Genomic DNA, 20,866 nt, shown 5'->3' on the forward strand with positions numbered 1-20,866 from the left:
GACTTGCCGGAGCCGGAGGGGCCCATGATGGCGGTGAACTCGCCCTGCGGGAAGGTGACGCTGACGTTGTCGAGGGCGACGACGCGGGTCTCCCCTTCCCCGTAGACCTTGTTCAGACCGGTGGCGCGGGCGGCCGCCCGGCCGGTACGGACGGCGGTTGCGGTCGACGTGGTCACGGGGGTGCTCCTTGGGGTCGCGGGATGCGGGGGGAGGTGCCGGGGCGCCGGGAGGCAGCCGGCCGGCCGGGCCCCGGGGGGTTCCGGCCGTACCTCCATGCTCCGCTGCGTGATCATGGTTTCTCGTCGCTCCGCCGGACGGTTGGCCTGACCACCGCTGGGCGTACTCCCTGGTAAGGCCCTCATCCTTCGGTATGACACGGACCCTGACCGGGGACCGGTGGCCGGATCGCACGCCCTGGGTGGCCAAATCGCGAACTGTTCGTCAGATGGCAAGGAAACATGACAACTTCCCTGGCTGGGAACATGCGAAAGAGGGAGGCGGGAGACTAGGCTCAGGGGTGGCCTGCACGGGGGTGGAGCACCACCTCCGGCCGGGCTCGGGCAGGTCCGCAGGCCCGGATGGTGGAACGCAGACACGGGCAGCTTAAAACTGCTTGGCCGCGAGGCCGTGCCGGTTCGAGTCCGGCTCCGGGCACCACTCGACGTCGCGGGGGCGCCTTCCGGCGCCCCCGCCGGGCGTCCTCCGGCGGATCATCCTCGCGGCGTATCCCGATTTCTTTGCCAAGCCATTACCCTGGTGGTCGGGCGGCGCTGTGCCGCCACGGAGGGAATGAGCAATGAGAAGCAGCAACCCGGTCTTCTCGCGGGAGGGGTCCTTCACCCGCGAGCCCGGCTACGCGGGTTTCGGCACCACCACGCAGGCCCCGCCGGCCGGGAGCCCGTACGCCGCAGACCCCCACAACCAGAGCAATCCGTACGGCAACAACCCGTACGCCCAGCAGTCGCAGGGGCAGGGGCCGCTGACCGACGAGCAGCTGGTCGAGATGTACCGGGCGCCGTCGGCCGGTCCGCTGGCGACGGGTCGGATGACGCTCGACGACGTGGTCGCGCGTACCGCCATGACGCTGCTCACCCTGGTCGCCGCCGGTGCGGTGGCCTGGTTCGCGCTGCCGGGCGAGAACTACGGCTACGCGGTGGGCGCCGGCCTGGTGGCCTTCGTGGTCGGCATGGTCGTCTCCTTCAAGCGGAGCGTCAGCCCGCCGCTGATCCTGCTCTACGCGGGTCTGGAGGGCTTTGCCCTCGGTGCCGTGACCAAGGTGTTCAACACCCTCTGGCCGGGCATCGCGATCCAGGCGGTGCTGGGCACCGCGGCGGTCTTCGCGGCGATGCTGATCGCCTACAAGACCGGCCGGATCCGGGTCACGCCCCGCTACACGCGGATCGGCATCGCGATCGCCATGGGCTTCGTGCTGCTGATGGTGATCAACATGGTCGCGTCGATGTTCGGCGCGGAGATGGGTCTGCGCTCCGGCCCGCTGGGCATCGTGGTCGGCCTGGTCGGCATCGGCCTGGGCGCCTTCTTCCTCTCGCTGGACTTCGCCGCCATCGAGGAGGCCATCGCCCAGGGCGCTCCGCAGAAGGAGTCCTGGCGGGCCGCCTTCGGGCTCACCCTCTCGCTGGTCTGGATCTACGTCGAGATGCTGCGGCTGATCGCGATCCTGCGCGGCGACGACTGATCCCCGCCGCACCCGCGCACTGCCGCCGGGCCCGGAGCCTCCCGCTCCGGGCCCGGCGGCTTTCGTTAGGCTCGCGGTATGCCCGAAGCAGCCTCTCTCACCGAAGTCGTCGACTCCCTGGCGGATCGTTTCCGCTCGATGCCGCAGAGCCGGCTGCTGGGCGCGGTGCCCGGCCACGACTCGCGGGCGGCCGCCGGACTGGCGCTGGCCCGGCGGCTGGCGGCGGTGGCGCTGGCGGCGGAGGGCGGGCCGGCGCGGGAGTTCCCGGACGCCGGGGCGTTCGCCGTCGGGGACCAGCTGGCGGTGGCCGGGCACGATCTGGCGGCCGCGCTGGCCGCCCTGCCCGAGGGCGCCGGGGTGCCGCTCCCGGCACCGGCGGCCGGGCCTGCCCCCGTCCCGGTGGTGCTGGCCGAGACCCTGGCCGCGGTGGCGGCGACGGCGGCGCTCTGCGCCTGAGGCGTACGGCCCGGGCGGTACCGGACCCGGGCGGACCCGGACAGGCCGAAGGCCGGCCGGGTCGGTAACCCCATGACCCGGCCGGCCTTCTGGTATGCGGTCAGATGCTCGCGACCACCCGGTCGGCGAGCACGTACACGGCGTCCTCGTCGGTGGAGAAGGTCAGCGAGTACGAGCCGGAGAACCGCGAACCGCCGAGCAGCCGGACGTCCTCGCCCGCCCGGACCGCGTCGATCAGCCGGTAGGCCGCCTCCCGGTCGCCGGGGGCGACGCAGAGCGTGGTGCCGTCGGCGAAGGCGTACACGTCCAGCGTGCCGAGCGGGCCGGGGCGGACGTCCACCAGTGCGACGCCCTCCTCGGCGAGCGTGGTCAGCCGGGTGTCGGTCCACTCGCGGGACGGCGCCTGGCTGGGGACGAAGTCGGGGTGCGAGGGGTGGCGGCGGGGGTCGGGCATGGTCACCGGCGCGTCCTCGACGGCGGGTTCGGCGTCCAGCAGCCCGGCCTCCAGACCGGTGGCCAGCAGGTCGGCCTCCCGGCGGGCCCGGGCGTCGCCGCCGGCCTCGCCGGACGGCGCACCGGCTGGGTGGCCCGGGCGCAGCGGAGCACCGCCCTCGGTGTCGGGGCCGGCGGCGACCGGTCCGACGACGCCCTCGTTGATCAGGTCCTCCAGCGCGGAGCGCAACGCCTCGCCGAACTCCGGGTCCATGGTGCCCGAGTGGTCGGCGGCGTCCTGCGGGCCGGTGGGGCGGGGAAAGAAGAGCGGCCACTCGTCGGTGCCGCCGAGCACACCGGCGAAGGGGGAGTCGAACAGTGGCGCGTCCTCGGCCGCGCGGGCCTCCTGCTCGGCCCAGAACGCCCGGGCCTCGGTGATCTCCCGCTCGCGGTCGGCGGCGAGCGCCTCGGCGACGGCCCGGCGTATCGCGGCCTCGTCGACCGGCGCGGGTACGGCCGTGGCCTGCGCGTCCAACCGGCGGGAGAGCCCTCGGAGACGGAGCAGCACGGCGGTCGACACGGCGATCAGGATCAGCAGCAGGATGGTGTAGACGGCGCTCACGGAACGTACTCCTAGCGAGGAGCGGAACGGGGTTACCTCTCCACACTGCCGCATGCGGGGCCGTTACCGCAGGGGCGAATGTCCAATTTGTCCACGACCTTCGCCTTTGTCCTCAAATTGTTAGGTAACACCGTTCTACGCTGCGGAGTTGATCCGCTCCGCACTGTCGATTTCCGGGCCCAAAACGACAGAATCGAGGGCCGGATCGACCTCTGAATGTGATCCGGCCCTCAATTACTCTGCGTCACTCCAAATGGGTGGTCTGGACCCTTGGGGGTTGACGGCGGAGGGTCAGCCGAGCCGCTCGACGACCATCGCCATGCCCTGGCCGCCGCCCACGCACATGGTCTCCAGGCCGAACTGCTTGTCGTGCCACTGCAGGGAGTTGATCAGCGTCGTGGTGATCCGGGCGCCGGTCATGCCGAAGGGGTGGCCCACCGCGATCGCGCCGCCGTTGACGTTCAGTCGGTCCAGGTCGATGCCCAGATCCCGGTAGGACGGGATGACCTGGGCCGCGAAGGCCTCGTTGATCTCGACCAGGTCGATGTCACCGATGGTCAGCCCGGCGCGCCTGAGCGCCTGTCGGGACGCCTCGACCGGGCCGTAGCCCATGATCTCCGGGGAGAGGGCGCTGACGCCGGTGGAGACCACCCGGGCGAGCGGGGTGATGCCCAGTTCGCGGGCCTTGGTGTCGGACATGACGACCAGCGCGGCGGCGCCGTCGTTCAGCGGGCAGCAGTTACCGGCGGTCACGGTGCCGTCCGGCCGGAAGACCGGCTTCAGGCCCGAGACGCCCTCCAGCGTGACGCCCGCGCGGGGGCCGTCGTCCGCGCTGACCACGGTGCCGTCCGGCAGCGTGACCGGGGTGATCTCGCGCTCCCAGAAGCCGGCCTTGACGGCGGCCTCGGCGAGGTTCTGCGAGCGGACGCCGAACTCGTCCTGCTCGGCCCGGGTGATGCCCTTGAGCGCGGCCAGGTTCTCGGCGGTCTGGCCCATCGCGATGTAGGCGTCCGGCAGCAGGCCGTCCGCGCGCGGGTCGTGCCACTCGCCGCCGCCCTCCTCGGCGCGCCTGGCGGTGCGGGCCCGGGCCTCGTCGAAGAGCGGGTTCATGGTGCCCGGCATGCCGTCCGAGGTGCCGTGGACGCTGCGCGAGACGGTCTCCACGCCGGCCGAGACGAAGATGTCGCCCTCGCCGGCCCTGATCGCGTGCAGCGCCATCCTGGTGGTCTGCAGCGAGGACGAGCAGTAGCGGGTGACGGTCGTGCCGGGCAGGTAGTCCATGCCCATCTGCACGGCCACGATCCGGGCCAGGTTGTGGCCCTGCTCGCCGCCGGGCAGGCCGCAGCCGAGCATCAGGTCGTCGATCTCGCGCGGGTCGAGCTGGGGGACCTTGGCCAGTGCGGCGCCGATGACGTGCGCGGTCAGGTCGTCCGGGCGGACGTCCTTGAGCGAGCCCTTGAAGGCCCGGCCGATCGGCGAACGGGCGGCGCTGACGATGACGGCTTCGGGCATGGCGGGCTCCTCGCTGAGTGACCTTCGGGCTGCGGCCGCCCGGGCGGTGGCCCGGCGGGTGGCCGGGACGGTCCGGGTGGACGTCCGGGAGGAAAGTTACCGTCTGGTAGTTCAGGCGTCACCAGCCCCGGCGTGTGAGCTGGCCGACGTGTTCCCGGTGTCCGGCCCGGGCCCGCCCCGCGGCTCCTCGGCGGCCCACGGGCCGGGCAGGCCGACCCGCAGCCGCTGCCGCAGCAGCGCCCAGCGCCGGGCCGCGCCCTCGGCGCCGACGGCCGCCACCTCGGAACCGGCCCGGCCCGCCGCGGCCGCCGCGGCCACCGCCACCGGCAGCACCGTCGCGTCCGGGAGCGTCCCGGCCGGCCGCTCCTCCTCGGGCCAGAGGCCGAGCGCGGCGCAGACCGAGGGCAGCACGGCCATCGAGGCCGTCGCGTAGCCCTGGGCCGACGGGTGGTAGCGGTCGGCGGCGAACATCTCCGGCCGGGCCGCGAACTCCGGCCCGAGCAGCGAGCCCAGCGAGACCGTCCGGCCGCCCGCCCCCACCACCGCGATGGTCTGCGCGGCGGCCAGCTGCCGGCTGAGCCGGCGGGCCACCCAGCGCAGCGGCGGGCGGACCGGCTTGATCGTGCCGAGGTCGGGGCAGGTGCCGACGACCACCTCGCACCCGTTGGCCCGCAGTGCCGCGACCGCCTCGCCGAGCTGGCGCACCGCGGCCTGGGCCGGGCTGTGCCGGGTGACGTCATTGGCGCCGACCATGATCACCGCGATGTCGGGGCGGTGCGGCAGGGCCTGCTCCAGCTGGCCGGAGAGATCGGCCGAGCGCCCGCCCGGGCGGGCCACGTTGACCAGCCGGACCGGCCGCTCCGCCACCGAGGCGAGGCCCGCCGCGAGCAGCGCCCCCGGGGTCTCGCGGGCGCGCAGCACACCGAGCCCGGCGGCGGTGGAGTCACCGAGGAAGGCGAGCACCAGCGGTGGCCGCGGCCCGGCGGCGGCGTCCGCGAAGGCCTCGCCGTACACGCCGTCGGCCTTGGGCGGGTTCGTGTCCAGGACGCCGATGGCCTGGACGGCCAGCTTGCTCTCGGTCAGCAGCACCCCCACCAGCCCCACGCCCAGCAGGCCGAGCCCGCCTCCGCCGTACGCCGCCGCGGTGGCGATCCGTCGGGCCACCCGGGCCCGCGACTCCTGTGCCCCTGGCATCCGGTGCCCCCTTCGCGTCCTCGTGCCGCCCCCGACGGGGCCACTCCAGCGCCTGTACACCTCTTCTACCCGCCGCCGGCCGCACGCTATCGGCCGGCGGCGTCCATCCGGGGGCCGGCCGGCGGCCACGCGCTGCGGGCGGACGTGGTGATTCCGGGGCCCTACGCTTTGGGTACCGAATGCACTCGCATGCCCACAGACCGGGAGGACCCCCGTGCGGTACCACAACTCGATCATCGACCTGGTCGGCAACACGCCACTGGTCAAGCTGAACAAGGTCACCGAGGGCATCAGCGCGACAGTGCTGGCGAAGGTCGAGTACTTCAACCCCGGCGGCTCGGTGAAGGACCGCATCGCGATGCGCATGATCGAGGCCGCCGAGGCCTCGGGCGCGCTGAAGCCGGGTGGCACGATCGTGGAGCCGACCTCCGGCAACACGGGCGTCGGGCTGGCGATCGTGGCCCAGCAGAAGGGCTACAAGTGCATCTTCGTCTGCCCGGACAAGGTGTCCACCGACAAGATCAACACGCTGCGCGCGTACGGTGCCGAGGTAGTGGTCTGTCCGACCGCCGTCGCGCCCGAGCATCCGGACTCCTACTACAACGTCTCCGACCGGCTGGTCCGTGAGACGCCCAACGCCTGGAAGCCGGACCAGTACTCCAACCCGGACAACCCGGCCTCGCACTACCACTCCACCGGTCCGGAGCTGTGGGAGCAGACCGAGGGGCGGATCACCCACTTCGTGGCGGGCGTCGGCACCGGCGGCACCATCTCCGGCACCGGCAACTACCTGAAGGAGGTCTCCGGCGGCAAGGTCAAGGTGATCGGCGCCGACCCGGAGGGCTCGGTCTACTCGGGCGGCACCGGCCGGCCGTACCTGGTCGAGGGCGTCGGTGAGGACTTCTGGCCGACCGCCTACGACCGCAGCGTCGCGGACGGGATCGTCGCCGTCTCCGACAAGGACTCCTTCCAGATGACCCGCCGCCTGGCCAAGGAGGAGGGCCTGCTGGTCGGCGGCTCCTGCGGGATGGCCGTGGTCGCCGCGCTGGAGGTGGCCAAGGAGCTCGGCCCGGACGACGTCGTCGTGGTGCTGCTGCCGGACGGCGGCCGCGGCTACCTGTCCAAGATCTTCAACGACGACTGGATGGCCGACTACGGCTTCCTGCCGTCGTCCACCGACGAGGCGCACATCAGCGAGGTGCTGGCCCGCAAGAACGCCATCGAGCACGAGGGCATCCCGCAGTTCGTCCACATGCACCCCAACGAGACGGTCGCCGAGGCGGTGCGGGTGCTGCGCGAGTACGGCGTCTCGCAGATGCCGGTGGTCTCCCCGGGCGCCGGGCACCCCGACATCATGGCCGGCGAGGTGATCGGCTCGGTGGTGGAGAAGCTGCTGCTGGAGGGCATCTTCGCGAACGAGATCACGCTGACCGACACCCTGGACAAGGTGATGTCCAAGCCGCTGCCGGTGGTCGGCTCGGGCGAGACCGTCACCAACCTGATGACGGTGCTGGAGAAGGCCGACGCGGCGGTGGTGCTGGTGGAGGGCAAGCCGCAGGGCATCGTCACCCGCCAGGACCTGCTGGGCTTCCTCACCGGCCGCGCCGCGCACTGACGCGCGGTCACCCCGGGGACTGGGCCGGTCGGCTGAAGATTCGTCCACGGCCCACGTGGTACACCGGCGTCACCTGCCCGCAGCACGTGGTTAACAAGGGTCGGGCATGGTGGTGTCAACGGCAAGACGCCGCACGAGGCGACGGCAACCGTCCGGGAGCGGCTCCCCGGCGACCGCGGTCGGCTCCGGACACGTCGGTCGGCCCTGACCCGGCCGGCTGTGTCCTTGGCCCTCCTTGCCCGGCATCGGGCAGGAGGGGCCCACTCCTTGCCCGGCATCGGGCAAGGAGGGGCCACCGTGGGAGACGCCGTCGTCCCGCCCCTGTCCGGCTTCGGCCGGTGGACAGGGTGCGGCGGCTCCCGCGGCATCCACCGCGCCGTCCGGCGCGTCTCCGCGGCTCCCGGGTGGGGGAGCCCAGACGGAGGCGGCAGGGCCGGTCCCTCTCCGGAGGGGCCGGCCCTTCCCGTACCCTCGCACGCATGACCAGCACTGAAACGACCGGCCAGGACGCACCGCGCTACGTCCGGCTCAGCATCGAGCTCATCGCCGAGATCACCGACGAGCAGGCGCTCAAGAACGCCGCCCTGAAGCAGGTGGCGGACGACGAGTACCTCGACGACGAGGAGCGCGCCCAGTCCGTCGAGGCCATCGACGTGGACCCGTCGGGTTCGCTCGCCCACTTCATCGACCCGGTCGCCCTCCTCGGCGACGTCCCGGGCGTGGAGCTCGCCTCGGCGACCTGGGAGTCCGCGCAGACCGAGTTCGACCCCGAGGGGGACGGCTGGGACGAGTACACGGTGGACGAGTCCGGCGAGTCCGCCGAGTAGTCGTCACGACGTGTGACCGCCCGGTCTGCTCACCGCAGACCGGGCGTTTTGCCCATATTTGGCGGGAAATTGAGTCGTCTCATACGATCGCTACCCGTCGGTGGTGGAACCGTGAAGGGGCGGATTGCGTTTCTGTATCCGTAATGCCCGGGATGATCAGCAGGGAGAAGACGACGTGACGGCACGGGACGCGCAGGGCCGGGCAGGCGGCGGAAACTGGAGTCGGCGCGGCGTGCTGGCGGGCCTGATCGGAGCGCCGGTCCTGCTGCTGGCGGCCTGCAACGACAGCAAGAGCACCGGGAACGCCACCACCGGCGGGAACGCCGCAGGCGGGAGCACCCCGGCCGCGGACGGCACCGGCGGCACCGGCACCACCGAAAGCCCGGCCACCAGCGCGAGCGCCAGCACCCCGCCGAAGACCTCGGCGGCCGTCATCACCGTCACCCCCGCCGACGGCGCCACCGGGGCCAGCTTCAGCGAGCCGGTCAAGGTCACCGTCGCCGACGGCACCCTCGGCTCGGTCACGGTCACCGACTCCACCGGCAAGGCGCTGGCCGGCCAGCTCTCCTCCGACGGCACCAGCTGGACCTCCGCCGCGGCCCCGGCCAGCGGCACCAAGTACACCGTCGCCGCCACCGCCACCGACAAGGACAAGCGCGAGGCGAACGCCAACGCCGCCTTCACCACGGCGACCCCGGCCAACACCTTCGTCGGCTACTTCACCCCCGAGGACGGCTCCGTCGTCGGCGTCGGCATGCCGGTGTCGATCAACTTCAGCAAGCCGGTCACCGACCGCAAGACCGTCCAGCAGGCGATCACCGTCATAGCCGAGCCGGGCGTCGAGATCGTCGGGCACTGGTTCTCCAGCACCCGCCTCGACTTCCGGCCGCAGGACTACTGGGCCAAGGGCACCAAGGTCACCGTCAAGCTCCGGCTCAAGGACGTCCAGGGCGCCAAGGGCGTCTACGGCACCCAGTCCAAGGACGTCCGCTTCACCATCGGCCGGGCGCAGACCAGCGTCGCCGACCTCGCCACCAAGAAGCTCACCGTCACCACCGACGGCCAGGTCAGCGCCGTCTACGCGATCTCCGGCGGCGCGCCCGAGTTCCGCACCTGGGGTGGCAAGATGGTCATCTCCGAGCAGTTCCAGCAGACCCGGATGAACTCGCAGACCGTCGGCCTCGGCAGCGAGTACGACATCGCCGACGTGCCGCACGCCCAGCGGCTGACCACCTCGGGCACCTTCATCCACGGCAACTACTGGTCCCCGTCGACGATCTTCGGCGGCCAGAACACCAGCCACGGCTGCGTCGGCCTGCGGGACGCCCAGGGCGGCCAGGACGCCGCCAAGGACGGCTACAAGTTCTACAAGAGCTCGATGATCGGTGACGTGGTCGAGGTCGTGAACTCCGGCGACAAGACCGTCGAGCCGTCCAACGGCCTCAACGGCTGGAACCTGGGCTGGGCCGCCTGGAAGGCCGGCAGCGCGATCTGACCGCGCTCCGGGCGGACGGCGAACGCGACGGCCGAAACCCGCCGGACTCCGGGCGGCCGGGGCGCCAGGGTGGAGGCATGACCACAACCACCACACCCGCCCTGGCCGTCCGCCCGATCGACCCGGCCGTCCTCGCGGCGCTGCGGGAGCGCGACGACGCGGGCCGCCCGCCGGTGCCGGCCGGGAACGAGGACGGCGGCGCCCCGCTGCGCTGCTGCCTGACCCGGGCCAGGCCCGGCGAGGCGATCCTGCTGACCGGCTATGCGCCGCTGCGCCGCTGGGCCGCCGAGACCGGTGCCGACCCGGGCCCGTACGACGAGACCGGTCCGGTCTTCGTGCACGCCGGACCGTGCCCCGGGGCCGGGGACGCCTGGCCGGCGGGCTTCCACGGCGGCGAGCGGGTGCTGCGCGCCTACGACCGGCGTGGGCACATCCTGCGCGGTGTGCCGGTCACCCCGGACACCGCCGAGGCCGCCGCCACCGAGCTGCTGGCCGACCCGGAGGTGGCCGTGGTGCACGTCCGGGCACTGCACTTCGGCTGCTTCCTGCACGAGGTCCGGCGGGCCTGAACCGGCCGGTGGATCAGCGCTCGGCGTAGTCGGCGAAGCCCTGCCGGTCGACGAAGACGCAGGGCTCGTCGCCGACCACCCGGGCCGCCCGGTCAGCCCCCGGTGCGGGCGACGCCGATCGGGCAGCTCGCGCCGGTGCCGCCGAGGCCGCAGTAGCCGTTCGGGTTCTTGGCGTCGGACAGGTACTGCTGGTGGTACGGCTCGGCCGGGTAGAACGGGCCGGCCGGAGCGATCTCGGTGGTGACGGTGCCGAGGCCGATCGCGGTCAGCGCCGGCTGGAAGGCGTCCCGGGTGGCGGTCGCGGCTTTCTGCTGGGCCGGGGAGTGGGTGTAGACGGCGGACCGGTACTGGGTGCCCACGTCGTTGCCCTGGCGGTTGCCCTGCGTCGGGTCGTGCGACTCCCAGAAGGTCTTCAGCAGGCGCTCGTACGAGATCACCGCCGGGTCGTAGACCACCCGGACCGCCTCGGTGTGCCCGGTCAGCCCGCTGCACACCTCCTCGTACGTCGGGTTGGGGGTGTACCCGCCCTGGTAGCCGACCAGCGTTGTCCAGACGCCGGGCAGGCGCCAGAACGTCCGCTCGGCGCCCCAGAAGCAGCCGAGCCCGAAGTCGGCCACCTCCAGCCCGTCCGGGTACGGCCCGGTGAGCGGGTGCCCGAGCACGGTGTGCGGCTCGCGCAGGGCGAAGGACGGCTCCGGCCGGCCGGGCAGCGCCTGGTCGGGAGGGACGAGCGAGGTCTTGTGACGGTTGAACAGCACGGCCTGCTCCAACTGGTCGGCAAGGATGGCAGACAGTCCAACGCCGACGGCCGCCACCGGATTCCGGAGGCGGCCGCGAGCGGGTGGGGCAGGGGGTCAGGCGGAGGTCCCGGCGGCCTTCGTCGAGGCCTTGACGGCGTCGATCCGCGTGTCGACGAAGTGCTGCCTGGGGTCGTCGTACCAGGCGGCCCACGGCTGGGGGATGAACCGGCCCAGCGCGCGGTACTGCTCCATCGCCTCGGTGGCCCGGCCGGCGCGGGTCAGCGCGAAGGCGAGCCAGCCCCGGGCGTACAGGATCCGGTGGTGGCCGGGGTCGGCGGCGGCCAGGTCGGCGAGCGCGGCGTCGAGCGCGGCGCCCACCTCGGGCCGCTGCCAGGCGGTGCGCTTCTCGTCGTCCCGGGCGAACTGCTCGTAGTACGCCTCCAGCTTCATCGGTGCCAGCAGGCTGCCGGCCGGCGCCGCGGCGACGGCCTCGTCGATGAACCCGTGCATCAGCTCGTGGCTGCCCCGCCACTTGGCGCACCAGTACTGCAGGGCCCGGTTGTGGGCCGCCCAGTGGTACGGGTCGCGCTTGACGATCTCGGACCACAGCGCCCCGAACCGGTCGTGGTCCCAGCCGAGGCCCATCGCGATGGAGAGCTGGGTCGCCCAGGGGTTCGGGTCGTCGGGGGCCAGCGCGGCCGCCTCGGCGGAAGCCTCCTCGGCCTCCCGCAGCACCCGGTGGAATCCCGCGAACTGCTCGGCGGACACCTGCCGGGCGGCCGAGCCGGTGCGGATGTTCCAGGCCAGCAGGACCAGCGCGTCGGCGTGCAGCAGTGCGGCGGTCGGGTCCTCGGGCCGTTCCTCGCGCCAGGCCCGCAGCCAGGTGTCGTCCTCGGCGGCCAGCTGCGACAGCGGGCGCATCCGCCGCACCCGGGCGTCGGCGTTCGCGCCGCCGGCCAGGTACGCGGCGGCCGGCCGCCAGTCGCCCGACTCGGCGGCCCGGAGCGCGGCCAGCTCCTCGGGGCCCGGCTCGCCCTCCACGACCAGCTCGCTGCCCAGCAGCAGGCCGTGCTCGGCCGGGGTGATGGTGTTGCCGGCGCGCTCCTCCTCGGCGAGCCGCCCCTCGTGGCGGGCGATGGCGGCCCTGGCCCGCTCCAGCTGGGCCAGCTTGCGCTTGGCGAGCCGGGTCATGACCACGGGGAACAGCAGGGCCAGTCCGACGAAGGTCAGGACGATGATGCCGATCACAGATGTTCTTCCGGATAGCGGGGAAAGGACGGCGGAACGGTCAGGCCGAGACGGGCTCGGTCGCGCCGGCGAGCAGGGCACGCAGCGGCGCGGTGTCCGGCCGGTCGGCGCAGGCGGAGTCGAGGGCCCGGTCGAGGGCGTCGGCCATGCCCTCGGGCAGGCGCAGCTCGGCCGAGCGCGACCAGGAGAACTCCCAGGAGGCCAGGCCGCTTTCGACGAGGGCCACCACGAAGGCGTGGCCGAGCTCCTCGCGCAGCACGGGGCGGGCGAACTCGCGGACGGCCCGGCCGGTGGCGGCGGCCGCCTGCTCGCTCTTCGGCAGCAGGTCGGTGAACTCCCACGCCCGGCCGCCGTCGACGGCGTCGAGCAGGCCGTGGACCGTGGGCGGCAGGCCCAGCCCGGTCAGCGCCCGGCAGGCCGGACCGGCCGCCTCACGGGCGTGCGCCAGCATGGCCGTCCGTACCAGCTCCGGCCATTCCACCCGCTGCTTGCCGGCGGCCTCCGGGACCAGGCTGACGACCTCCAGCTCGACGAGGACGCGCTCGGCGTCGTGCAGCAGGGCGAAGGCGGGTCCGGTCGCACCGGCGCCGCGGCCGTCGTCGGGCAGTGCCTCGACGGCGGCGACCCGGCGGTCGATCGGCGGGTGCGAGTCGTACGGGTCGGGCTCGTGCTCGGGCAGGCCGAGGGCGAGATCGGCCAGCTCCTGGCGACGCTTCGGGTCGCTCAGCAGGTGGGCGAGGCCGCCGTAGAACTGGCCGGGCGGCGGGAGCAGGCCGGCGCCCCAGCCGAGGGTGGCGTAGCCGTTGAGGTAGAAGCCCTGGGCGGCGTCCAGCACCGGGACCTTGCGCAGCGCGGAGGCGGTGGCCTCGCGGCCGGCCAGCCGGGCGGCCACCAGGTCGGCGGCGTACTCCTGACGGCGGCTGACCGACTCGGAGACCCGGAAGTACAGCTTCGCGTACAGGGTGAAGAGCTTGGCCAGCACCCGGTCGACGCCGCCGGTGGCCTTCTCCTCGGACGGCTTGCGGCCCTTGGCGATCCGCTTCTCGGCCTTGGCCTGGAGCTTGGCGGCCTCCTCGGCCTTGTGCGCGTCGGCGCTCTGGTGCAGGTCTCCGACGGCGCGCAGGATCGCGGTACGGCCGGCCACGGTGATACCGGCCAGCCGGACGTCCTGGTTGCTGTAGTGGCCGAACTCGTGGGCCAGGACGGCCTCCAGCTCGCCCTCGGTGAGGCCCATCAGCAGCGGGGTGCCGATCACCAGATGGCGCTTGCCGGGCAGCAGGCCGAGCAGCCTGGTCTCCTCCAGCACACCCGCGTTGACGTCAGGGACGAGCCGGATCCCGGCCGGGCCGCGGACGCCGGTCCGCTCGGCGACGCGGTCCACCACGGCCCAGATCGCGGGCTGCTGTTCGCGGTCGGCGGGCACCCCGGGCAGCTCTCCGCCGTCCTCGCGACTACGGGTCAGGAAGACCGCCCGGACCACGGGGTAGGCGACGAGGGCGGTGAGCGCCCAGATCTTGAGCACGCCCGGGTTCACGTGGCCGGCGGCCTGGTACAGACCGACATCGAGAACGATCAGGCCCACGACGATGCCGAGGGCGAGCAGGTAGAAGCCGGCGAGCATCACCACGGCGGTCAGGGCTCTGGTGGACGTGCTCATGCCGGTGGGATGCTGGGGCGCGCCCATGCGGTGGTCCTCCCCCGGAGGGTGCCGCAGGGTGCGGCGCTGGTGAACATGTGTACGGTGCGTGCAGATCGTAGCGGCCGGGTGTGACGAGCTGCACCGGGCTTTCGCTCTGACCGGGCTTCGACGCATTTGCGCACTACCCTCAGTGCTATGACCGAGCACCAGCTTCCCCAGGGCTTCGAGACTCTCGCCATCCACGCGGGTCAGGAAGCAGACCCCCAGACCGGGGCCGTCGTCACGCCGATCTACCAGGTGTCCACCTACAAGCAGGACGGGGTGGGCGGCCTGCGGGGCGGTTACGAGTACAGCCGCAGCGCCAACCCCACCCGTACCGCGCTGGAGGAGTGCCTCGCGGCGCTGGAGGGCGGCGCGCGCGGGCTCGCCTTCGCCTCCGGCCTGGCCGCCGAGGACACCCTGCTGCGCACCGTCCTCAAGCCGGGCGACCACATCGTGATCCCCAACGACGCCTACGGCGGCACCTTCCGGCTCTTCGCCAAGGTGCTGACCCGCTGGGGCGTCGAGTTCTCCGTCGCCAACACCCAGGACCTGGCGACCGTCCGCGAGGCGCTGCGCCCCAACACCCGCGCGGTCTGGGTGGAGACCCCGTCCAACCCGCTGCTGGGCATCACCGACCTGGCCGCGCTCGCCGAGATCGCGCACGGCGCCGGCGCGCTGCTGGTGGTCGACAACACCTTCGCCAGCCCGTACCTGCAGCAGCCGATCTCGCTCGGCGCGGACGCGGTCGTGCACTCCACCACCAAGTACATGGGCGGCCACTCGGACGTGGTCGGCGGTGCGCTGGTGCTGGCCGACGCGGGCCTCGGCGAGGAGGTCGCGTACCACCAGAACGCGATGGGCGCGGTCTCCGGGCCGTTCGACGCGTGGCTGGTGCTGCGCGGCATCAAGACCCTCGGCGTGCGGATGGACCGGCACAGCTCGAACGCGGAGAAGGTCGCCGAGCTGCTGGCCGGCCACCCCGAGGTCAGCCAGGTGCTCTACCCGGGCCTGCCCGAGCACCCCGGCCACGACATCGCCGCCAAGCAGATGAAGGCGTTCGGCGGCATGGTCTCCTTCCGCGTCAAGGGCGGCGAGGAGGCGGCGGTCGAGGTCTGCAACCGCGCGGAGCTGTTCACCCTCGGTGAGTCGCTGGGCGGCGTCGAGTCGCTGATCGAGCACCCGGGCCGGATGACGCACGCCTCGGTGGCCGGTTCGGCCCTGGAGGTGCCCGCCGACCTGGTCCGCGTCTCGGTCGGCATCGAGTCGATCGACGACCTGCTGGCGGACCTCCGGCAGGCGCTGGGTTAGTCCTGCCGCCCTGGCCGGTCCGCGGTGTACGACTCCATCGCGTGGTTGAAGCGGGCCAGCAGGGCGCAGAACGCGCGTTGTTCCTCGGGTGGCCAGCCGGCCACCAGGCGGCGGGTCAACTCGGCCCGTCCGTCCTGCACTTCGGCCAGCCGGCGGGCGCCGAGCGGGGTCAGTGCGAGCCGTACGGCACGGCGGTCGGCCGGGTCCTGGACCCGGCCGACCAGGCCGGCCGCCACCAGCGGGGCGACCTGCCGGGTGACCGTGGAGGAGTCGACGCCCAGGGCGTCGGCCAGCGCCTTCACATTGGCGGGCCCGTGCCGCTCCAGGCGGTCGAGCAGGAGATAGGCGGCGCGGTCCAGCGCGCCGACGCCGTCGGAGGTCCGGACCTGTTCCATCCGGCGGGCGAACACCGCCAGATGGTACTGGAGTTGGGCGTGCACGGGGTCGGTGCGGTCGGTGGCCTGGGGCGAGGTCGTCGTCATCGCGGCTCACGATCGTCGTGCGGTGAGAGAGGCTCAGAGGCAGCAGCGTACGCGGGCCGGGCGGGCCCGGGAACAGGCCCGGCGTCCCCGGCCGGCCGCCGCGGCGGCCGTAGGCTGGCGTTATGCAGAGCTGGCCGATCACCCTCGACGACGTCCGCGGTGCCCAGAAGATGCTCGTCGGGGTCGCCCGGGTGACGCCAATGGAGGGCAGCCGGCACCTCTCGGCGCTGATCGGCTCGCCGGTCCACCTGAAGTGCGAGAACCTCCAGCGCACCGGCTCGTTCAAGCTGCGCGGGGCGTATGTGCGGATCGCGGGACTCTCGCCGGTGCAGCGGGCCGGAGGGGTGGTCGCGGCGAGCGCCGGGAACCACGCGCAGGGGGTGGCGCTGGCGGCCTCGCTGCTCGGGGTCCGGTCGACCGTCTTCATGCCGGTGGCCGCGCCGCTGCCCAAGGTCGCGGCGACCCGCGAGTACGGCGCCGAGGTCCGGCTGCACGGCGCCACGGTGGACGAGGCGCTGCAGGCCGCGCAGCGCTACGCGGAAGCGACCGGCGCGGTGTTCATCCACCCCTTCGACCACTGGGACGTGGTCACCGGCCAGGCCACCGTCGGGCTGGAGATCCTGGAACAGTGCCCCGAGGTGCGCACCATCCTGGTCGGGGTGGGCGGCGGCGGGCTGCTGGCCGGGATCGCGGCGGCGGTCAAGCCGCTCCGCCCGGACGTGCGGGTGATCGGGGTGCAGGCGGCGGGCGCGGCCGCGTACCCGCCCTCGCTGGCGGCGGGGCGGCCGGTGTCGCTGGAGCACATCGCCACCATGGCGGACGGGATCATGGTCGGCCGGCCCGGGGACATCCCGTTCGAGGTGGTCAACACCCTGGCGGACGGCGTCCGGACGGTCTCCGAGGACTCGCTCTCGCGGGCCCTGCTGCTGAGCCTGGAGCGGCTGAAGCTGGTGGTCGAGCCGGCCGGGGCCAGCCCGGTCGCGGCGCTGCTGGAGCAGCCGGACTCGTTCGAGGGGCCGGTGGTGGCGGTGCTCTCCGGCGGCAACATCGACCCGCAGCTGATGCAGCGGGTGCTGCGGCACGGCCTGGCGGCGGCCGGCCGCTATCTGTCGCTCCGGGTGCGGCTGGCGGACCGGCCGGGCTCGCTGGCGAACCTGCTGGCGGTGCTGACCGAGGTGGACGCGAACGTGCTGGACGTGGCACATGTGCGGATCGACCCGCGGCTGGGGCTGACCGAGGTCGAGGTGGACCTGCACCTGGAGACCAAGGGGCCGGAGCACTGCGCCCTGGTGATCGGCGAGCTGCGGGACGCCGGGTACGTGGTCTCGCAGTAGGGCCGGCCGGGCGGGATCCGGAGGGAACTCAGGGCGGAGCCGTCTCCCTTGACGCGATATATCGCGAGCTGCCAGACTCGCGATACATCGTGTTTTGGGGCCCGGCGGACCGAGGGCGCCGAAACCGAGTCGCCCCCATGCCCGAACACGGGCAGAGTGGGGCAGATCACTCACCATCGTCCGAATGTCGTTCGAGGAGATGAGACAGGCCCATGGCGCCAGCCATCCAAGCCGAGAATCTGGTCAAGACCTTCGGTGACGTACGAGCCCTGGACGGCGTCAGCCTCGACGTCCCCGAGGGCACGGTGCTCGGGCTGCTCGGCCCGAACGGCGCCGGCAAGACCACCACCGTGCGCGTCCTCACCACCCTGCTCCGCCCCGACTCCGGCCGCGCGGTGGTGGCCGGCGTCGACGTGCTCAAGCACCCCAACCAGGTCCGCAGCCTGATCGGCCTCTCCGGCCAGTACGCGGCGGTGGACGAGTACCTCACCGGCTTCGAGAACCTCCAGATGGTCGGCGAGCTCTACCAGATGAGCGCCCGCGACGCGAAGGCGCGGGCGCTGGAGCTGCTGGAGTGGTTCAACCTCACCGAGGCCAGGAACCGCACCGCCAAAACCTACTCCGGCGGTATGCGCCGCCGGCTCGACCTCGCCGCCGCCCTGGTCGTGCGGCCGCCGGTGATGTTCCTGGACGAGCCGACCACCGGCCTCGACCCGCGCAACCGGCTCGCCCTCTGGGAGGTCATCGAGACCCTGGTCGAGCAGGGCACCACGCTGCTGCTCACCACCCAGTACCTGGAGGAGGCGGACCGCCTCGCCCACGACATCGCCGTGGTCGACCACGGCCGGGTGATCGCCCGGGGCAGCGCCGACCAGCTCAAGGCGCAGATCGGCGGCGAGCGGATCGAGGTCGTGGTGCACCGCGCCGAACTGGTCGGCGACGCGGTCGCCGCGCTGGCCGGGTACGCCAAGGGCGAGCCGGTGCTGGAGAGGAACACCCGGAAGATCACCGTCCCGGTCAGCGGCGGCGCCCGGGTGCTCGCGGACGCGATCCGCGAGCTGGACGCCCGGTCGATCGAGATCGACGACATCGGCCTGCGTCGTCCGACCCTGGACGACGTCTTCCTCTCGCTCACCGGCCACGCCGCCGCGGCCGAGGGCGAGGAGAACGGCGTCGAGGGCGGGGAAAGGAGCCGGGGCCGGGGCGGCCGCGGCAGGGGCACGACGGGCGGCGGGGACGGCCCCGGCCCCGGCCCCGGCCCGGACAAGCAGGCCGTCGCGGCCGGTAAGGAGCTGTGAGATGACGACCGCCACCGAGCACGCCATCGGCGGAGCGGTACCCCGGCAGCGCCGGGGCGCGGCCGCGATCCTGCACGATTCCTGGGTGGTCGCCCGGCGGAACCTGCGCCGGATGACCCGGATACCCGAAATCGTGGTGTTCGGGCTGATGCAGCCCGTGATGTTCGTGCTGCTGTTCTCGTACGTCATGGGCGGGGCGATCCAGATCCCCGGGACGCAGGCCAGCTCGTCCACGTACATCCAGTTCCTGATGGCGGGCATCTTCGCCCAGACCGTGACCTTCGCGACGGCCGGAGCCTCCGCCGGTATCGCCGAGGACATGACCAAGGGCCTGGTGGACCGGTTCCGCTCGCTGCCGATGGCCCGTTCGGCGGTGCTGGTCGGCCGTACCCTGGCGGACCTCTGCCAGACCGCGTTCACGCTGGTCGTCCTGGCGATGGTGGCGCTGCTGGTCGGCTGGCGGACCGACGAGGGCGTACTGAAGGCGCTGGGCGCGTTCGGGCTGCTGCTCCTGCTCGGCTACGCCTTCTCCTGGATCGGCGCGCTGATCGGCCTCTCGGTGCGCAGCCCCGAGGCGGCCACCTCGGCCGGGCTGATCTGGCTGTTCCCGCTGACCTTCATCTCCAACGCCTTCGTGCCGATCGGCAGCATGCCGGGCTGGCTGCAGGGGATCGCCTACTGGAACCCGTTCAGCGCCACCGTGCAGGCCTGCCGCGACCTGTTCGGCAACCAGGTCGGCCCGGTGGACAGCGCCTGGCCGATGCAGCACGCGACGCTGGTGTCGGTGCTCTGGTCGCTGGTGATCACCGCGGTGTTCTCCTGGCTGTCGGTGCGCAAGTACCGTTCGGCCAGCGCCTGAGCCCCGCCGGAGCAGCCGCGAGGGCGGCCGCGGAGACTCTCCGCGGCCGCCCTCGTCAGGTGCGGGTGATCAGCCGGCGTACGGCTTGACCTCGATGATCCGGACCGAGGCCTGCTTGCCGTTCGGCAGCTCGTACGTCGCGTCGTCACCGATCGTCTTGCCGTCGATCGCGCGGCCCAGCGGCGACTGCGGCGAGTAGATGTCCAGGTCGTCGTCGCCGGCCACCTCGCGCGAGCCGAGCAGGAACTTCATGGTGTCGTCCTCGTCGCCGTCGAAGGCGACCGTGACGACCATGCCCGGAGCCACCACACCCGAGTCCGCCGGGGCCTCGCCGACCTTGGCGCGCTCCAGGAGCTGGGTCAGCTGTCGGATGCGCAGCTCGTACTTGCCCTGCTCCTCCTTGGCCGCGTGGTAACCGGCGTTCTCCTTGAGGTCACCCTCTTCGCGCGCCGCCTCGATCTTCTGGGCGATCTCGATGCGCCAGGGGCCGGTCAGGTGGTCCAGCTCGGCCTTGAGCTGGTCGTAGCCGGACTGAGTGAGCCAGGTCACGTGTTCGCTGGTCTGGGTCACAGGTGCTCCTCGTAGGTGCTGGGGCTGTGCTGAGGGTGTGAGTCGTCAGCCGGGGTGGTGGTGATTTCGGTCTTAACTACAAAGCAACGCCCGCTCCCGTACCATCCGGTGCGGAAGGGGCGAAATCACGAGCCTAACAACTCCCGCCGACAAGCGGGAGGGTCGTTGGCGCGCCATTGACGACAGCATTGCGCCAAGGTGTACAGCAATGGTGCGGGGCTCCTCTACGGATTCCCGCTCCCGCGATCGAATATGCGCCCGGGCGTGCCGCAACCGCCGGGGGTCACTTGGCGGGGGTGCATCCCAGCAGCTCGGCGGTGGTGCCGCGGGCGGTGGTCCGCAGGCTCACCACGGCGTCGTAGCTGGAGCCGTCCGCCGGTACGGCGAAGTCGGCCACCCCGACGACGGCGCCGTCCTCGCCCTGCGAGCGGACGGTACAGCTGCCCGCCGTGCCGTCGCCCTTGCGCACCGCCAGGTGCAGCCGCATCTCGGAGTCCGAGACCGCCTCGAAGGACGGGACGGTGCCGTTGATCTTCGTCTCGCGGATCAGGTAGGAGCCGCCGAGCCAGGCCACCAGGCCCAGCAGCAGCACGCCGCAGGCCGCGCCCACCACCTTCAGACGGCGGTCCGCCTCGCGGTCGCCGCGCCGGCCGTAGCGCCCCTCGGGCAGCTGCGGGGTGGTGGTGCCTGCGCTCATCGGGGTCAGTCCTCTCCTGGGGAGGGCGTCCCCCGGCCCGGCGGCCGGAGGGTACCCCCAGGGGCCAGGGGTGGTGCGGGGGAATGGAAGGGTCCTCCAGTCCGTCACTATAGGAGGGGCACGCCCGCGGCCGGTCCGGCGGGGGCGGGGCTCGGCCGTGTCGGCGCCATGCCCGGCCGGTCCCGCGGTGACGCGGTCCCGAACTGAGCGGCTCGGACGATGGGCAGACCG

Annotated in this window: 20 protein-coding genes and 1 tRNA gene; 11 read left to right on the forward strand and 10 right to left on the reverse strand. The window is 72.8% G+C overall.

Translation table 11 applies throughout. The features are described from left to right. A partial coding sequence (locus ACIO5D_RS13145) for an ATP-binding cassette domain-containing protein (RefSeq protein ID WP_400795281.1) occupies nucleotides 1-275 on the reverse strand: 275 nt, incomplete at its 3' end. A gap of 297 nt (nucleotides 276-572) precedes the next feature. Between ACIO5D_RS13145 and ACIO5D_RS13150 the strand changes: the two genes are divergently transcribed. From ACIO5D_RS13150 to ACIO5D_RS13160, 3 genes are all read left to right on the forward strand, one after another. After that, a tRNA-Leu gene (locus ACIO5D_RS13150) sits at nucleotides 573-657 on the forward strand. Between the two features lie 139 nt (nucleotides 658-796). After that, a complete protein-coding gene (locus tag ACIO5D_RS13155) occupies nucleotides 797-1,696 on the forward strand; it encodes a Bax inhibitor-1/YccA family protein (protein ID WP_363607390.1) in 900 nt (299 codons plus the stop codon). 78 nt (nucleotides 1,697-1,774) lie between these two features. Further along, nucleotides 1,775-2,152: a hypothetical protein gene (locus ACIO5D_RS13160; protein ID WP_363607391.1), complete on the forward strand. Its 378-nt coding sequence runs from the start codon at nucleotides 1,775-1,777 to the stop codon at nucleotides 2,150-2,152. 100 nt (nucleotides 2,153-2,252) lie between these two features. Here the strand turns inward: ACIO5D_RS13160 and ACIO5D_RS13165 are convergent, their stop codons facing one another. The 3 genes from ACIO5D_RS13165 to ACIO5D_RS13175 all read right to left on the reverse strand — a co-directional run bounded on the left by ACIO5D_RS13165 (nucleotide 2,253) and on the right by ACIO5D_RS13175 (nucleotide 5,912). Next, nucleotides 2,253-3,206 carry a hypothetical protein gene (locus ACIO5D_RS13165; protein WP_400795086.1) on the reverse strand — a complete coding sequence of 318 codons (954 nt, stop codon included), beginning with the start codon at nucleotides 3,204-3,206 and terminating at the stop codon, nucleotides 2,253-2,255. A gap of 291 nt (nucleotides 3,207-3,497) precedes the next feature. Beyond that, entirely contained in the window at nucleotides 3,498-4,718 is a 1,221-nt protein-coding gene (locus tag ACIO5D_RS13170; protein WP_400659201.1) for an acetyl-CoA C-acetyltransferase, read from the reverse strand. A gap of 111 nt (nucleotides 4,719-4,829) precedes the next feature. After that, nucleotides 4,830-5,912: an SGNH/GDSL hydrolase family protein gene (locus ACIO5D_RS13175; protein WP_400795088.1), complete on the reverse strand. Its 1,083-nt coding sequence runs from the start codon at nucleotides 5,910-5,912 to the stop codon at nucleotides 4,830-4,832. Between the two features lie 214 nt (nucleotides 5,913-6,126). Here ACIO5D_RS13175 and ACIO5D_RS13180 point away from each other — a divergent pair, with 214 nt between their 5' ends. The 4 genes from ACIO5D_RS13180 to ACIO5D_RS13195 all read left to right on the forward strand — a co-directional run bounded on the left by ACIO5D_RS13180 (nucleotide 6,127) and on the right by ACIO5D_RS13195 (nucleotide 10,418). Then, a complete protein-coding gene (locus ACIO5D_RS13180; RefSeq protein ID WP_400795090.1) occupies nucleotides 6,127-7,527 on the forward strand; it encodes a cystathionine beta-synthase in 1,401 nt (466 codons plus the stop codon). Nucleotides 7,528-8,006: 479 nt separating this feature from the next. Then, nucleotides 8,007-8,354 carry a hypothetical protein gene (locus ACIO5D_RS13185; RefSeq protein WP_400659197.1) on the forward strand — a complete coding sequence of 116 codons (348 nt, stop codon included), beginning with the start codon at nucleotides 8,007-8,009 and terminating at the stop codon, nucleotides 8,352-8,354. A 175-nt stretch (nucleotides 8,355-8,529) separates the two neighbouring features. Next, on the forward strand, nucleotides 8,530-9,849 hold the full coding sequence (locus tag ACIO5D_RS13190; RefSeq protein WP_400795092.1) for an Ig-like domain-containing protein: 1,320 nt from the start codon (nucleotides 8,530-8,532) through the stop codon (nucleotides 9,847-9,849). Between the two features lie 77 nt (nucleotides 9,850-9,926). Continuing rightward, nucleotides 9,927-10,418, forward strand: a complete 492-nt coding sequence (locus tag ACIO5D_RS13195) for a DUF1203 domain-containing protein (protein WP_400795094.1) — start codon at nucleotides 9,927-9,929, stop codon at nucleotides 10,416-10,418. Between the two features lie 92 nt (nucleotides 10,419-10,510). Here the strand turns inward: ACIO5D_RS13195 and msrA are convergent, their stop codons facing one another. From msrA to ACIO5D_RS13210, 3 genes are all read right to left on the reverse strand, one after another. Continuing rightward, complete coding sequence (gene msrA, locus ACIO5D_RS13200; RefSeq protein ID WP_400795096.1) at nucleotides 10,511-11,176, reverse strand: peptide-methionine (S)-S-oxide reductase MsrA; 666 nt, start codon at nucleotides 11,174-11,176, stop codon at nucleotides 10,511-10,513. A gap of 96 nt (nucleotides 11,177-11,272) precedes the next feature. Beyond that, entirely contained in the window at nucleotides 11,273-12,406 is a 1,134-nt protein-coding gene (locus ACIO5D_RS13205; RefSeq protein ID WP_400795097.1) for a hypothetical protein, read from the reverse strand. Nucleotides 12,407-12,446: 40 nt separating this feature from the next. Continuing rightward, nucleotides 12,447-14,063, reverse strand: coding sequence for a M48 family metalloprotease (locus ACIO5D_RS13210; RefSeq protein ID WP_400795099.1), 1,617 nt, complete (start codon nucleotides 14,061-14,063; stop codon nucleotides 12,447-12,449). 177 nt (nucleotides 14,064-14,240) lie between these two features. On the opposite strand from ACIO5D_RS13210, the gene ACIO5D_RS13215 reads away from it, so the two are divergent. Beyond that, nucleotides 14,241-15,395, forward strand: a complete 1,155-nt coding sequence (locus ACIO5D_RS13215; protein WP_363607402.1) for a cystathionine gamma-synthase — start codon at nucleotides 14,241-14,243, stop codon at nucleotides 15,393-15,395. On the opposite strand, the gene ACIO5D_RS13220 is transcribed toward ACIO5D_RS13215, so the two are convergent. Continuing rightward, a complete protein-coding gene (locus tag ACIO5D_RS13220; RefSeq protein WP_363607403.1) occupies nucleotides 15,392-15,877 on the reverse strand; it encodes a MarR family transcriptional regulator in 486 nt (161 codons plus the stop codon). The genes ACIO5D_RS13215 and ACIO5D_RS13220 overlap by 4 nt on opposite strands. A 122-nt stretch (nucleotides 15,878-15,999) precedes the next feature. On the opposite strand from ACIO5D_RS13220, the gene ilvA reads away from it, so the two are divergent. The 3 genes from ilvA to ACIO5D_RS13235 all read left to right on the forward strand — a co-directional run bounded on the left by ilvA (nucleotide 16,000) and on the right by ACIO5D_RS13235 (nucleotide 19,368). Then, entirely contained in the window at nucleotides 16,000-17,211 is a 1,212-nt protein-coding gene (gene ilvA / locus ACIO5D_RS13225; RefSeq protein WP_363607404.1) for a threonine ammonia-lyase, read from the forward strand. 212 nt (nucleotides 17,212-17,423) lie between these two features. After that, entirely contained in the window at nucleotides 17,424-18,509 is a 1,086-nt protein-coding gene (locus ACIO5D_RS13230; RefSeq protein WP_400659184.1) for an ATP-binding cassette domain-containing protein, read from the forward strand. Nucleotide 18,510: 1 nt separating this feature from the next. Beyond that, nucleotides 18,511-19,368, forward strand: a complete 858-nt coding sequence (locus ACIO5D_RS13235; protein WP_363607406.1) for an ABC transporter permease — start codon at nucleotides 18,511-18,513, stop codon at nucleotides 19,366-19,368. 69 nt (nucleotides 19,369-19,437) lie between these two features. Here ACIO5D_RS13235 and greA read toward each other — a convergent pair whose 3' ends face one another. Continuing rightward, nucleotides 19,438-19,938: a transcription elongation factor GreA gene (gene greA / locus ACIO5D_RS13240; protein WP_363607407.1), complete on the reverse strand. Its 501-nt coding sequence runs from the start codon at nucleotides 19,936-19,938 to the stop codon at nucleotides 19,438-19,440. Nucleotides 19,939-20,221: 283 nt separating this feature from the next. Beyond that, a complete protein-coding gene (locus tag ACIO5D_RS13245; protein WP_363607408.1) occupies nucleotides 20,222-20,635 on the reverse strand; it encodes a DUF4307 domain-containing protein in 414 nt (137 codons plus the stop codon). Nucleotides 20,636-20,866 lie beyond the last annotated feature (231 nt).

Source organism: Kitasatospora sp. NPDC087315 (genome assembly GCF_044744345.1).
GTDB lineage: Bacteria > Actinomycetota > Actinomycetes > Streptomycetales > Streptomycetaceae > Kitasatospora.

Excerpts from the sequence above, each read along its gene's own strand:
- ACIO5D_RS13195 (WP_400795094.1), top strand. The coding sequence starts at position 9,927 with ATGACCACAACCACCACACCCGCCCTGGCCGTCCGCCCGATCGACCCG.
- ACIO5D_RS13220 (WP_363607403.1), bottom strand. The coding sequence starts at position 15,877 with ATGACGACGACCTCGCCCCAGGCCACCGACCGCACCGACCCCGTGCAC.
- ACIO5D_RS13160 (WP_363607391.1), top strand. The coding sequence starts at position 1,775 with ATGCCCGAAGCAGCCTCTCTCACCGAAGTCGTCGACTCCCTGGCGGAT.
- ACIO5D_RS13235 (WP_363607406.1), top strand. The coding sequence starts at position 18,511 with ATGACGACCGCCACCGAGCACGCCATCGGCGGAGCGGTACCCCGGCAG.
- ACIO5D_RS13175 (WP_400795088.1), bottom strand. The coding sequence starts at position 5,912 with ATGCCAGGGGCACAGGAGTCGCGGGCCCGGGTGGCCCGACGGATCGCC.
- ACIO5D_RS13170 (WP_400659201.1), bottom strand. The coding sequence starts at position 4,718 with ATGCCCGAAGCCGTCATCGTCAGCGCCGCCCGTTCGCCGATCGGCCGG.
- ACIO5D_RS13245 (WP_363607408.1), bottom strand. The coding sequence starts at position 20,635 with ATGAGCGCAGGCACCACCACCCCGCAGCTGCCCGAGGGGCGCTACGGC.
- ACIO5D_RS13210 (WP_400795099.1), bottom strand. The coding sequence starts at position 14,063 with ATGAGCACGTCCACCAGAGCCCTGACCGCCGTGGTGATGCTCGCCGGC.
- ACIO5D_RS13215 (WP_363607402.1), top strand. The coding sequence starts at position 14,241 with ATGACCGAGCACCAGCTTCCCCAGGGCTTCGAGACTCTCGCCATCCAC.
- ACIO5D_RS13155 (WP_363607390.1), top strand. The coding sequence starts at position 797 with ATGAGAAGCAGCAACCCGGTCTTCTCGCGGGAGGGGTCCTTCACCCGC.
- ACIO5D_RS13185 (WP_400659197.1), top strand. The coding sequence starts at position 8,007 with ATGACCAGCACTGAAACGACCGGCCAGGACGCACCGCGCTACGTCCGG.
- ACIO5D_RS13230 (WP_400659184.1), top strand. The coding sequence starts at position 17,424 with ATGGCGCCAGCCATCCAAGCCGAGAATCTGGTCAAGACCTTCGGTGAC.
- ilvA (WP_363607404.1), top strand. The coding sequence starts at position 16,000 with ATGCAGAGCTGGCCGATCACCCTCGACGACGTCCGCGGTGCCCAGAAG.